Origin of the sequence: Aggregatibacter sp. HMT-949, assembly GCF_041734645.1 — a bacterium.
Lineage (GTDB): Bacteria > Pseudomonadota > Gammaproteobacteria > Enterobacterales > Pasteurellaceae > Rodentibacter.
This window is the reverse complement of sequence record NZ_CP162010.1, coordinates 279,786-293,054: the sequence shown is the minus strand read 5'-3', so window position 1 is coordinate 293,054 and position 13,269 is coordinate 279,786. Positions and strand designations below refer to the sequence as shown.

The 13,269-nt window shown below is 47.3% G+C and carries 13 protein-coding genes; 4 read left to right on the top strand and 9 right to left on the bottom strand.

The features are described from left to right. Positions 1-4: 4 nt before the first annotated feature. Positions 5-1,021, bottom strand: a complete 1,017-nt coding sequence (gene epmB, locus AB3F25_RS01490) for an EF-P beta-lysylation protein EpmB (protein ID WP_373603767.1) — start codon at positions 1,019-1,021, stop codon at positions 5-7. Positions 1,022-1,062: 41 nt separating this feature from the next. On the opposite strand from epmB, the gene efp reads away from it, so the two are divergent. Next, on the top strand, positions 1,063-1,629 hold the full coding sequence (efp, locus tag AB3F25_RS01485) for an elongation factor P (protein WP_373603766.1): 567 nt from the start codon (positions 1,063-1,065) through the stop codon (positions 1,627-1,629). Between the two features lie 91 nt (positions 1,630-1,720). Here efp and AB3F25_RS01480 read toward each other — a convergent pair whose 3' ends face one another. The 5 genes from AB3F25_RS01480 to cysZ form a co-directional block, all read right to left on the bottom strand. After that, positions 1,721-2,488 (bottom strand): amino acid ABC transporter ATP-binding protein, encoded by a 768-nt coding sequence (locus AB3F25_RS01480; protein WP_373603765.1) that lies wholly within the window; start codon positions 2,486-2,488, stop codon positions 1,721-1,723. 9 nt (positions 2,489-2,497) lie between these two features. Further along, positions 2,498-3,214 carry an amino acid ABC transporter permease gene (locus AB3F25_RS01475; RefSeq protein ID WP_373603764.1) on the bottom strand — a complete coding sequence of 239 codons (717 nt, stop codon included), beginning with the start codon at positions 3,212-3,214 and terminating at the stop codon, positions 2,498-2,500. Further along, entirely contained in the window at positions 3,198-3,971 is a 774-nt protein-coding gene (locus tag AB3F25_RS01470; RefSeq protein ID WP_373603763.1) for an amino acid ABC transporter substrate-binding protein, read from the bottom strand. The genes AB3F25_RS01475 and AB3F25_RS01470 overlap by 17 nt, the downstream gene beginning before the upstream one ends. Before the next feature lie 464 nt (positions 3,972-4,435). After that, the gene (gene cysK / locus AB3F25_RS01465) at positions 4,436-5,383 is read right to left on the bottom strand and encodes a cysteine synthase A (RefSeq protein WP_373603762.1); all 948 of its coding nucleotides are present in this window, start codon (positions 5,381-5,383) and stop codon (positions 4,436-4,438) included. Between the two features lie 96 nt (positions 5,384-5,479). After that, positions 5,480-6,328 (bottom strand): sulfate transporter CysZ, encoded by an 849-nt coding sequence (gene cysZ, locus AB3F25_RS01460; protein ID WP_373603761.1) that lies wholly within the window; start codon positions 6,326-6,328, stop codon positions 5,480-5,482. A 117-nt stretch (positions 6,329-6,445) separates the two neighbouring features. Between cysZ and zipA the strand changes: the two genes are divergently transcribed. Both zipA and ligA read left to right on the top strand, forming a co-directional pair. Then, positions 6,446-7,426, top strand: coding sequence for a cell division protein ZipA (gene zipA, locus AB3F25_RS01455; protein ID WP_373603760.1), 981 nt, complete (start codon positions 6,446-6,448; stop codon positions 7,424-7,426). 179 nt (positions 7,427-7,605) lie between these two features. Next, positions 7,606-9,615, top strand: a complete 2,010-nt coding sequence (ligA, locus tag AB3F25_RS01450; RefSeq protein WP_373603759.1) for an NAD-dependent DNA ligase LigA — start codon at positions 7,606-7,608, stop codon at positions 9,613-9,615. A gap of 320 nt (positions 9,616-9,935) precedes the next feature. Here the strand turns inward: ligA and AB3F25_RS01445 are convergent, their stop codons facing one another. Genes AB3F25_RS01445 through tsaD form a run of 3 tightly spaced genes read right to left on the bottom strand, consistent with a single transcriptional unit; the run spans position 9,936 to position 12,828 of the window. After that, entirely contained in the window at positions 9,936-11,156 is a 1,221-nt protein-coding gene (locus AB3F25_RS01445) for an aromatic amino acid transport family protein (RefSeq protein ID WP_373603758.1), read from the bottom strand. 43 nt (positions 11,157-11,199) lie between these two features. After that, complete coding sequence (locus AB3F25_RS01440) at positions 11,200-11,781, bottom strand: thymidine kinase (protein WP_373603757.1); 582 nt, start codon at positions 11,779-11,781, stop codon at positions 11,200-11,202. An 18-nt stretch (positions 11,782-11,799) separates the two neighbouring features. After that, the gene (gene tsaD, locus AB3F25_RS01435; RefSeq protein WP_373603756.1) at positions 11,800-12,828 is read right to left on the bottom strand and encodes a tRNA (adenosine(37)-N6)-threonylcarbamoyltransferase complex transferase subunit TsaD; all 1,029 of its coding nucleotides are present in this window, start codon (positions 12,826-12,828) and stop codon (positions 11,800-11,802) included. Positions 12,829-13,047: 219 nt separating this feature from the next. On the opposite strand from tsaD, the gene rpsU reads away from it, so the two are divergent. Then, positions 13,048-13,263 (top strand): 30S ribosomal protein S21, encoded by a 216-nt coding sequence (gene rpsU, locus AB3F25_RS01430; protein WP_373603755.1) that lies wholly within the window; start codon positions 13,048-13,050, stop codon positions 13,261-13,263. Positions 13,264-13,269: the final 6 nt, after the last annotated feature.

The following is a 13,269-nucleotide window of genomic DNA, read 5'->3' as shown; positions in this document are numbered from 1 at the left end:
GATCTTACTGTGGGTATAAAGTTTTATTTGGCTCGCCGGCAATTTCTCGCACCAGCTTCGGCACCAGATAACCACTGGTAAGCGTCTGTAATTTTTGATAAATCGCCAAAGCCCGTTCATCTTCGACTAAGAAATGCGCAGCGCCTTGTACGCGATCCAACAAATGCAAGTAATAAGGCAAAATACCCGTTTGAAACAATTTATCACTTAAGGTTTTGAGAATGTAAGCGTCGTCGTTAATGTCTTTTAACAACACCGATTGATTAAGTAAAGACACGTTCGCCGCGCGCAATTTTTGCATACTTCTGGCAAAAAGTGCGTCAATTTCGTTCGGATGATTAATATGTGTAACCAAGACGGTTTGTAAACGCGTTTCAACTAACAAACGACAAAGTTCGTCAGTAATGCGTTGCGGAATCACCACCGGCAAGCGGGTGTGAATACGTAAGCGCTGTAAGTGTGGAAATGCTTCGAGGTGCGTGACCAACCAGACCAGTTCGGCGTCTTTCGCCATCAAAGGATCGCCGCCGGAAAAAATGATTTCTTCGATTTCAGGATGGGCAGCGATGTAATCTAAAGCCTGTCGCCAAGTTTTTTTATTACCGGGATTTTCATCGTAGGGAAAGTGGCGTCGAAAACAATAACGGCAGTTTACCGCGCAACCGCCTTTCACCATAAAAAGGAGGCGATTTTGATATTTATGAATGATATTTGGCACCGCATTGAAGCCTTGTTCTTCCAGCGGATCGGCGCTAAAACCTTGCGCCTGTATGAATTCCGAATCACTGCACATAACTTGTAAAAAAAGCGGATCCTGCGGATTGCCCTTTTCCATTTTCGCGATGAAAGGTTGCGGTACGCGCAAGGCGAACGACTTACGCGCGCCAAAGGACTGAATAAAATCTTGTTCCGACAAATTTAAGGTTTTTATCAACAATTGAGGATCGGAAATGGCATTTTTTAGTAAGACGAGCCAATTTTGTTCTTCTCTAATCGTGAGTTCTTGAGTTAGAATACGCACCTTTCAAATTATCTCTATTTCTTATTCTTAGGATATTTAATATGGCTACATATACTACCAGTGATTTCAAACCGGGTCTAAAATTTATGCAAGATGGCGAACCTTGTGTCATCGTTGAAAACGAATTCGTAAAACCGGGAAAAGGTCAAGCGTTCACCCGCACCCGCATTCGTAAATTAATTTCCGGCAAAGTATTGGATGTGAACTTCAAATCCGGTACTTCCGTTGAAGCCGCTGATGTGATGGATTTAAACTTAACCTATTCCTATAAAGACGATGCATTCTGGTATTTCATGCATCCGGAAACTTTCGAACAATATTCTGCCGATGCAAAAGCCGTGGGCGATGCGGAAAAATGGTTGTTAGACCAAGCGGATTGTATCGTGACCTTATGGAATGGCGCACCGATTAGCGTAACGCCGCCGAACTTTGTTGAACTAGAAATCGTCGATACCGATCCGGGCTTGAAAGGCGACACCGCAGGTACCGGCGGTAAACCGGCAACCTTGAGCACCGGCGCTGTGGTGAAAGTACCGTTATTCGTGCAAATCGGTGAAGTAATTCGTGTCGATACCCGCTCCGGCGAATACGTCTCTCGCGTAAAATAATCTTTTAACGATAATTGAAAAGCCAAAAAAGTGCGGTCAACAAGAAGAATGTTAACCGCACTTTTATTTTGCCGCTAAATCGCGTTGTTCGTTAAATGCAATAATCTTGCTCAATCGGCATTTTCGCCTGTAACAAAAACTGCTTGGTGCGTTCTTTTTGCGGGTTGCCGAAGAACTGTGCCGCGCTGTTTTGTTCCACGATATTGCCGTCTTCCATTAAAATCACGCGATCTGCGACGTCTCTGGCAAAATTTAATTCATGGGTCACGATAATCATCGTCCAGCCTTCTTGTGCCAATAATTTCAGTGCTTGTAACACTTCACCGACGAGTTCGGGATCGAGTGCAGAGGTCGGTTCATCCAGCAAAATCAAATCCGGTTGCACCGCTAAGGCGCGCGCAATGCCCACGCGCTGTTGTTGCCCACCGGAAAGTTGTGACGGATAAAGCGCCGCTTTGGCTTTTAGCCCCACCTTTTCCAACAACGCCAGGGCTTTTTCACGCGCCTGTTCTTTCGGTTGTTTTTGCACAACCACCATGCCTTCCATCACGTTCTCCAATGCGGTTCTGTGGGGGAAGAGGTTATATTGTTGGAAAACCATAGAAGAGCGGCGACGCAATTTCAATTCATCGACTTTGCTGATTTTTTTGCTGAAATCGATTTTTAGGCTGCCGTCGCTAAACTCCAGCACGCCTTGTTCGGGACGTTCAAGTAAATTTAAGCAACGCAAAAAGGTGGTTTTGCCCGAGCCGGACGGCCCGAGAATGGCGACCACTTCGCCTTTGTTAATGTCAAAATCAATGCCTTTAAGAACCTGATTGCCGTTAAAACTTTTTTGAATATTCGTGACTTTCAACATAATCGGTCCTTATAAATGACGGGAAAGACGCGCTTCCAAGCGATCTTGTGCGAACGATAGGATAAAGCAAAAAATCCAATAAATCAGTGCCGCTTCGCTATAAATCAGAATAAATTCATAATTCACCGCGGTGATATTTTGTGCCACGCGGAATAGTTCCGTCACTAACACTAAAGACGCCAACGAAGTGTCTTTCACTGTGCTGATAAAGGTATTGGAAAGCGACGGCACGGAAATGCGCAAGGCCTGCGGCATGACGGTGCGAAGAAAGGCTTGAGTATAATTCATGCCAATGGCATAAGAGGCTTCCCATTGCCCTTTCGGAATGGCCAAAATGGCGGCGCGTACGGTTTCCGCGGCATACGCGCCGATATTAATGGAAAAAGCGATAATCGCCGTCGGGAAAGGTTCTAGCGTAATGCCCACTTCCGGCAAGCCGTAGAAAATAATAAAAATCTGCACCAACATCGGCGTGCCGCGAATGATGGAAATATAGATTCGGCACAACGCTTGTAGCAGTTTTATCGGCGCGCTCGGATGCGGCAACGTGCGGATTACCGCGACAATCACTGCAATCAATAAGCCGCAGAAAAAAGAAATCACCGCCAAAGGCAGTGTGTATAAAACGGCGGCTTCCAACATAGGCCAAAACGAGCTGATCACATAATCAGCCCGTTCTGCGTTCATAAATGGAAGCGCGGCTAACCAATTATTGAGTAATGTCATCGCCGAACCATTCGATGGAAATTTGTTTTAACGTGCCGTCTTGGCGCAATTCTTCAAGGGCCTGGTTAAATTTGGCGATTAATTCGTCTTCTCCTTGTAAAAAGGCAAAGGCGGTCGGGATTTTATCGCCTCTGTCATAGGCGATTTTTAAACCGACATTCGGATGTTGTTTGAAATAATCCAACACCGCTAATTTATCGTTCACTGTGGCTTCCGCACGGCCTTGTTTAACCAGTTCCAAACCTTGCGCCAAACCGTCAACAACTAAAATTTGCGCACCGGCGGCTTTAGCGTCTTTACCCCAGTTGCTGGTGGTGGATTGTGCCGCTTTTTTACCTTTCAAATCCTCAAAAGATTTAATGCTATCGTCGCTTGCTTTCGTCACGATTACGCCGCCGGAATAGTTATAAGGCGTGGTGAAGCTGTATTTTTTTAAGCGTTCCGGGCTCGGGTTGGTTTGGTTGGCGATAACGTCAAAACGTTTTGCGTTAAGACCGGCGTACATCGCATCCCACTGGGTTTCTTTAAATTCGACTTTTAAACCTAATTTATCGGCGACTTTGCGAATTACTTCCACATCGAAGCCGGTTAATTTGCCGTCTTTATCATGAAAAGTGAACGGCGCATAAGTGCCTTCGGTGCCGACTAATAAGGTTTTGGTTTTTTCAACGCGATCGGCAATTTCGCCTGCGTTAGCAATGCTAGAAAGCGCAAGACCTGCGGCTAAAAATGTGGTGAAAAAAAAGGATTTTTTCATAATAAAACTCCTGTTGATAAGCCATTGTTTGTAACGGAGGCGATTATAAAAGCCGATTTAGGAAAAAAACAAGACGATTTATTTATGAATTAGATTGCTTAGTTATAAAAGGCAACGCTGTAGGCATATCCGGTCGCCGGAATGCGTGCCGAAGAGTCTTATCAGCACCGCATTGAGGTCTTGGGAGAGAAGGCTTCAATGCGGTGCTCATATTGAGTTTCACCGAATGTTTGGCGACTCACATAAAAAATCAGAAGCCGCCGGCACCAAGTTTTCTGACAATCGCACAAGCCGTTCGATTTATTTGGCAGAGCGTTATTCAAATGGCATTTTAATTAATATGTTTTGGCTTAAAAGACATTTTAACAACGCAAAAAAAAAACCGCACTCAAAGTGCGGTTCGTTTTTCTTCGCTTGTACGAGGTTTCATTTTGGCACCGCATTGGCGCCACGCCCCGCAAGGCTTAGGCTTCGATTCCTTCGAACAATGCCGTACTTAAATAGCGTTCAGATGCGGAAGGTAAAATGACCACGATTAATTTGTCTTTAAATTCCGGCAACTGGGCGAGACGATCTGCCACCGCGACCGCCGCACCGGAAGAAATACCGGCAAGAATGCCCTCTTCCGCCATTAAACGGCGGGCTGTGGCGATGGCGGTGTCGCTATCCACGGTTTCCACGCGATCGATTAAAGACAAATCGAGATTTTTCGGCACAAAGCCGGCGCCGATACCTTGAATTTTATGCGGACCCGGTTTAACTTCTTGGCCGGCCAAGGTTTGCGTGATCACCGGCGATTCGCTCGGTTCCACCACCACAGAGGTAATGGCTTTGCCGAAATCAAGTTTAATGGCACGGGAAATGCCGGTAATTGTGCCGCCGGTGCCGGCCCCCGCTACAACGACATCTACCTTACCGTCGGTGTCCTTCCAAATTTCAGGACCGGTGGTTTCACGGTGAATTTGCGGGTTGGCCGGATTTTCGAATTGTTTCAGCATCACATAACGAGAAGGATCGGAAGCCACAATTTCTTCTGCTTTGGCAATCGCGCCTTTCATTCCTTTCGCGCCTTCGGTTAACACCAAATTCACGCCCAAACCACGCAATAAACGTTTGCGTTCAAGGCTCATGGTTTCCGGCATTGTGAGGGTGATTTTATACCCGCGCGCCGCGGCCACATAAGCCAAAGCAATGCCTGTATTGCCACTGGTGGCATCGACGATTTCTTTTCCTCGGGTGAGTATGCCGTCTTTTTCCGCTTGCCATACCATGTTGGCACCGATACGGCATTTCACGCTAAAACTCGGATTTCTGCCTTCGATTTTCGCCACGATATTACCGTTGCCGAAATGTTTTAAACGCACAAGCGGCGTATTACCGATGGTGTAAGAATTATCCGCATAAATTGTCATGTTTGTCCCCTATAAATTGATGTTTTTGACGGCGTAGTTATAGCATCGCGTTTATGATAAAAAAAATAGTTATTTGATCTATTTTATAACCAAACGCTATTTCACGCTTTGTCCGTTTGGCGCACGTACCGCCGTCTCATTGCCGCATGTGGCAACTTCAGTGGCGCTTGAGCCGCGAGGAGATTGAAAATTCATATCAAAGCGTAACTTATCGCGGTAATTTTCCACCCACATTAGTGTTGCGCCACACACCGCGACGGGAATAATCAGCAAATTCACAATGGGCAAAAAGGTACAGCACGTCACCAATCCGCCAAAAGTCAAACTTTGCGTACGCCGTTCGCCCAATGCGGTGCGCATAACATCAAAAGACACTTTGTGATTATCAAAAGGATAATCGCAATATTGAATCGCCATCATCCAAGCCGTGAACAAAAATGTTAGCGGCGGTGCCACAATCTGTCCCACCAACGGAATAAAGCCGAGTAAAAACAACGCGATAATTTTCGGCAGACTGTACAACAGCTTTTGCCATTCGCGATGCAACATACGCGGCACATCTTTCAGTACGTCCAACCAGGTATCGTCGTTAATCAGCTCGCCGGTGAGCATTTTTTCCAATTTTTCCGCCAACAGGCCGTTGAACGGTGCGGCGATAAAGCCCGATAGCGTGGTAAAAGTAAAATAAAACAACAGCAAAATCATAACGATAGACAACGCCAGCAAAATCACGCCTAAAAAACCGAGCCAGTCGGGCACAAAGCTCATCATCCAATCGATGATATCGCCGATTTGACTGATAAAAAGCCAAAACAACCCCGACAGCAAAATGACATTCATCACAATCGGCATCACTACAAAACGGCGCAAGCCTTTTTGCGTAATGAAATGCCAACCCATCACGAAATAATGAAAAGCGGATTTGATTTCCTGTTGATTAATCATTCTTTTTCCTTCTTTAACCGAAATAAATTAAACGGGCAAGCGCCCTTTCGCCCTGTTTTTTCACCCCTGAAAATATGGTAGGATCGGCGCAATTTTATTGCCTGATAAGGAGCCAAAATGGATCTTAATACAATTTTGATTATTTTAGGGGTGGCGGCGCTCATCGCCCTTGTCGCGCACGGATTATGGTCAAATCGCCGCGAGAAATCAAAGTATTTTAAAAACGCCGGCACATTTAACCGCGCGTCAACCCCGGCATCGATACAAGAACGCTCGACGCCCCACCAACCGGCTCCTGAACGCGCTAGCGCCACAGCACCGCATTCGGCACCGATACACCAAGCTGTGCCGAAAGCCCAACAGCAACCGCTTGATAACGACGAGGCAACAGAGCAAGCGGATTACCGAAAAACCGAACGCACCGTGGACGATATAAAAATCTCCATTCCAAACATTGAACCGGCGCGCCAGCCGATTCGCATGGAATACCAAATGAAACCGTCACAACCCGCCGCCAATCCGGCGACGATGACGCTCGAGCAACTTGAAATGCAAAACGACAACGAATTCGAGGGAATTAATTCTTCTTCGCCGAAATTGCGCGAACAACTTGCGCAAATGTCCCGCGGCGAACTGACCGAACTAAACTCCTCCGAGCCTTTCAATGAAGCACCCGCCACGGAAGCAAAAACACCGAAACAAACATCGGGTTATCTTCAACTTTATGTCATTTCGCCGCAATATCGCGAATTTCACGGAGCAAACCTGATTCAATCGTTGGAAAATCTTGGGTTTATTTTCGGCCGACACAATATGTATCACCGCCATTTCGATTTAAGTGTGGCAAGCCCGACTTTATTCAGCGTTGCAAATTTACAAGATGACGGCGCCTTTAATCCGTACCAGCCGGAATTTACCACCATCGGCGTTGCGTTATTTATGAAACTGCCTTCGCCCGGCAATGATTTGGCAAACTTAAAATTAATGATTCGCGCCGCAAAAACCTTAGCGGAAGATTTGGGTGGCTCAATTCTCACCGAAGACGAAGAAATTTTCGACGCGGTTCAAGAACAAGCGTATCTTGCTCGCGTGGTATAAAAAATGTTTCATTTTTAAACACGCTTTTTTAAACACACTTTCGGCGAACCTCGTGTTCGCCGTTGTCGTGTTAAAAAGCCGTTTCAATGCGGTGCTAATTTGAAGGTTCGCCCATCGGCCTCCGACAACAAACGACTTTCCTGCGCCAACAAAAGCGCGAACGACTTAACGAGAATGTTATGACCCTCCAAGCCAAACTCGAAACCCTGCGCAACACTTTGCGCCGATATGAATACGAATATCACGTGTTAGATAACCCGAGCGTGCCGGACAGCGAATACGATCGCCTGTTTCATCAACTCAAAGCCTTAGAACTCGAACATCCCGATTTGGTCACGGCGGATTCGCCGACACAACGGGTTGGTGCTAAACCGCTGGCGGGCTTTCGCCAAATTCGCCACGAAATGCCCATGTTATCGCTCGACAACGCCTTTTCCGACGAAGAGTTCTATGCCTTTGTGAAACGCATTGAAGATCGCCTAATCGTGCTACCGAAGCCACTCACTTTCTGTTGCGAGCCGAAACTGGACGGCTTGGCGGTCAGTATTTTGTACATCAACGGCGTGCTGAGCCAAGCGGCGACGCGCGGCGACGGCAGCCGTGGCGAAGATATTACGGCGAATATTCGTACCATTCGCAATGTGCCGCTACAACTTTTAATCGACAATCCGCCGGCACGTCTGGAAGTTCGCGGCGAGGTATTTATGCCGCATGTCGGCTTCGAACGCTTGAATAAACACGCCTTGGAACTGGGTGAAAAAACCTTCGCCAATCCGCGCAATGCCGCGGCCGGTTCGTTACGCCAATTAGATCCGAACATTACCAGCAAACGCCCGTTGGCGTTCAATGCTTACAGCATCGGCATTGCGGAAGGAATAAATTTGCCGAACACGCATTACGCGCGCCTGCAATGGCTGAAATCCGTCGGCATTCCGATCAATCCGGAAATTCGCCTTTGCAACGGCGCAGAAGAGGTTCTGGCATTTTATCGTGATATGCAAAACAAGCGCGCTTTGCTCGGTTACGACATTGACGGCACCGTGCTAAAAATCAACGATATTGAACTGCAAAATGAGCTCGGTTTTATTTCCAAAGCACCGCGTTGGGCAATCGCTTACAAATTCCCGGCGCAAGAAGAACTTACCGTACTGAACGATGTGGAATTCCAAGTGGGGCGCACCGGCGCCATCACGCCGGTGGCAAAATTGAAACCGGTGTTTGTGGCAGGCGTCACCGTCAGCAATGCGACGTTACATAACGGTGATGAGATCGCCCGTTTAAATCTCGCCATTGGCGACACCGTAGTAGTTCGTCGCGCGGGCGACGTAATTCCGCAAATTATCGGTGTATTACACGAACGCCGCCCCGCCGACGCCAAACCGATTATTTTCCCGCATAACTGCCCGGTATGCGGTTCACAAATCGTGCGTATTGAAGGCGAAGCCGTGGCTCGCTGCACCGGCGGTCTGTTCTGCGCGGCGCAACGCAAAGAATCGCTTAAACATTTTGTTTCGCGTAAAGCGATGGATATTGACGGTGTAGGCGGCAAACTTATTGAACAATTGGTTGAACGCGAATTAATACGCACACCGGCGGACTTATTCAAACTGGATTTAACCACCCTTATGCAATTAGAACGAATGGGTGAAAAATCGGCGAAAAATGCGCTAAATAGTCTTGAACAAGCCAAGCACACTACGCTAGCGCGCTTTATTTTCGCCCTCGGCATACGCGAAGTGGGCGAGAGCACCGCATTGAATCTGGCCAATCATTTCAAAACCTTAGAGGCGTTACAAAATGCCGACTTCGAGCAATTACAAGCGGTGCCGGACGTCGGGGAAGTGGTGGCAAACCGTATTCTGGCCTTCTGGCGCGAACCGCATAACGTAGATGCGGTAAACGACCTCATCGCGCAAGGGATACATTGGGACGCAGTGGAAACCAAGGAAGCGGGTGATAATCCGTTCAAGGGCAAAATCGTAGTACTTACCGGCACGCTCAGCCAAATGGGACGCAATGAAGCCAAAGCGCTGTTACAAGAAATAGGTGCCAAAGTGAGTGGTTCGGTTTCCGCCAAAACCGATTTCGTCATCGCCGGCGACGCCGCCGGTTCTAAGCTAACCAAAGCGCAAGAATTAGGTATCACGGTATTAAGCGAAGACGAATTTTTGGCGTTGCTACAAAAATAACCGAATGTATATACATCGACGTTGTTAATCATTTATCCATCATTTTGATTAACAACATTATTTGTTTATCACCAATGAGTGACAATATTTTTTAAAAATCAAAATAAAGAGATAAAGGTTTTATTGAACAATTAAAACAGCACCGCATTGGAAGTGGCTTCAATGCGGTGCTGTTTTGAGAGGAGAACAACAAAACAATCAACAAAGCAATCAACAAAACAATAAAGGGGAACATTATGTTCCCCCTTTTGTTTGGCTATTGCTTAGCGAATCCATTACTGAGCCAATCCGTCACCAAACCGACTTGCGTGAAAAATAAATTACCCTGCGACCGCCGGTAAATAGCCTGCTTGAATGAAGAATGGAATCACCATAATTACAATTCCCACAAGCAACGCCGCAATTAACGCGAGATTGCCGCCGAATACGCGATAAGGCAAATTCGGAGCCGTTACGCGAACGCGCCAAGCCAAGGCGATGGGCAAAATTAAGCAATAAAACGCGCATAGTAAACCGGCATAACTCAATGCGGTGATGAAACCTTCCGGGTAAAACAAGGCGAAAGCCAATGGCGGGAGGAACGCCGCGACGGTTAGGGAGAAACGGTTGTTCGGTAAATGATAGCGTTTGAATAAATCGCCTAACCCTTCAAATACGCCGAGCATAACGCCGAGGAAAGAAGTGATGAGTGCAAGCGCTGAAAAAATACGCACAATTTCGCCCATTACGCTGGAACCGGTGATTTCGTGTGCCGCATTGACTAAACCATTAAGCGTCGGATCGGCTTGTAAAATGCGTACAAATTCGTTTTGGCTTAATACGCCGTGGGTCGCCAGCTGCCAAACTAAATAGGCTGCAAGGGGAATGGCGGTACCGATTAAAATTGCGCGACGGAATTTTTCTACATTGCCGCCTAAATAACTGTTCACGCTTGCCATAATCACGTGGAAGCCGAATGAAGTGAAGAAAATCGGTGCGGCAGAAATGACAAAGGCGTAATCCAGCGGCAGTGCCATTAAGTTGTCTAAGGCGACTTTCGGCAACATCATGAATAACACGAAAACAAAAGCCACCAGTTTACCGATAAACAAAATACGGGTGATGCCGTCCACGCCTCTGGTGCCGATCACCACAAAAGAACCAAGCACCGCGGTGAAAAGAATTATCGCGCTTTTCAAGGAGATTGCGTCCAAACCGAATGCGGTCGGCAAACCGGAAAGCAATGAGCCGCCGCCGGTGATGTAGGCGGCGGAAAGGGCATACAATAAAATCAACAAACTCAACGTGGCAAGAATACGCCCCGGCACGCCGAAGTATTTTTCCGCGAGGGTTGCAACGCCGTCATCGAGTCGTTCGGCAGTTTGATACACCTCCACAAACAGCAAACCGCTGTACACCAACAGCGCCCACAAACCGACCAATAACAGCACAGTGTAGCCAAAGCCCATGCCCGCCGAAGTGAGCGGCATGGCCAGCATTCCTGCGCCGATGGTAGTGCCGGCGATAATCAAGGCGCTGCCGAAGGTTTTGTTTTTTAGCATAAAATTGTCCTTATAGGTTGTGTTTGAAACGGTGAAAAGGCGTTTAAAGTTGGCCGCTTTTTTCCTTGTAATGCAAGCGACAAACGGAAAGATAAGAATCATTGCCGCCGATTTGAATTTGTTCCCCCTCTTTCATCACATCACCGTGTTCATTTAAACGTAATACAAAATTCGCTTTACGCCCGCAATAACAGATGGTTTTCAGTTCTTCCAACTGATCCGCCCAAGCGAGCAAATATTGACTGCCCTCAAACAATTCCGCCTGAAAATCGGTACGCAAGCCGTAGCAAAGCACGGGCACATTAAGTTTATCCACGACATCGCTTAATTGATAAACCTGTTGTTTGGTTAAAAATTGCGCTTCATCCACCAACACACAATGCAAATTGTCGCTACTCATATATTTGCTGATTTCGGCAAACAAATCCGTGCCCGCATTAAATAAATGCGCATCCTCGCTGATACCGATGCGCGAAGTCACTTTCCCCACGCCAAAGCGGTCGTCAATGGCCGCCGTATAAACCAGCGTATTCATATTGCGTTCGCGGTAATTGTAAGATGATTGCAACAAGGTGGTGGATTTACCCGCATTCATAGTGGAATAGTAAAAATATAGCTTCGCCACACTCTTTTCCTTATTCTTTTAAAGCGCCGGCAATTCAGCCATCGCCCAGCGCGGTTTAACGTCAATCGCCAAACCGCTTTGTTGGCCCTGTTTTAAACGTAACAAACCAGCATAAGCGATCATCGCGCCATTATCCGTGCAAAATTGCGGTTGCGGATAAAACACTTCGCCGCCGAGGTTTTTCATCATTTGCGTCAAACTTTCGCGCAATTTTTTGTTTGCACTTACGCCGCCGGCAATCACCAAACGTTTATAGCCGGTCTCTTTTAACGCGCGCTTACATTTAATCGCCAAGGTATCCACCACCGCGTCTTGAAATGCGTAAGCAATATCCGCTTTGGTTTGTTCGGAAAGCGTGAGCTCCGTTTTCAGCACCGCATTGAGCGTGTTCGCCGCAAAGGTTTTCAAGCCGGAAAAACTGAAATCTAAACCGGGACGATCGGTCATCGGACGCGGAAAAACAAAACGACCCGGCGCGCCTTGCTCGGCCAGACGGGAAAGCGCCGCACCACCGGGATAATCCAACCCGAGTAATTTGGCCGTTTTGTCAAAGGCTTCACCGGCGGCATCATCGACGGATTCGCCGATTACCGTATATTGACCGACACCGTCCACGCGAACCAATTGGGTATGTCCGCCGGAAACCAACAACGCGACAAAAGGAAAACAAGGCGGATTGTCGTCAAGCATCGGCGCCAACAAATGGCCTTCCATATGATGTACGCCAACGGCCGGCACCTCCCACGCATAAGCAAGCGCACGCGCAACGGTCGCCCCCACTAACAACGCACCGACCAGTCCCGGCCCACAAGTATAAGCTACGCCGTCGATATCCTTCGCGGTTAGCCGTGCCTCGCTCAATGCCGCTTGGATTAACGGCGCGGTTTTGCGAATGTGATCGCGTGAGGCCAATTCCGGCACCACACCGCCATAATCGGCGTGCAACGCAATTTGGGTATAAAGCTGATTGGCGATCAAGCCCTTGTCTTCATCATAAATCGCCACGCCGGTTTCATCACACGAGGTTTCAATGCCTAAAATCTTCATTAATTTTCTTCATTTCACTACTAAAATAAGGCAGCGATTCTACTCTGTTTACGCGCTTTTCACCAGTTGAAAGCGAAATATTCGGAGGATCGCGTATTCTTTCCTTTACATTTGCCCCGGAAGTAGATTAGAATTGCGGCCTTTGTTGAACTTGCCATCTAATGGCAGTCATAAAATTTTAAATTGCAATTAAATTAAACTCATTGAGGTGATTGGCTTATGCCTGTAATTAAAGTACGTGAAAACGAATCATTCGACGTAGCTTTACGTCGTTTCAAACGCTCTTGCGAAAAAGCCGGTATTTTAGCGGAAGTTCGCGCTCGTGAATTCTATGAAAAACCGACTACAATCCGTAAACGTGAAAAAGCGACGCTTGCAAAACGTCACGCTAAACGCAACGCTCGCGAAAACGCACGCAATGCCCGTTTATACTAATTTGTA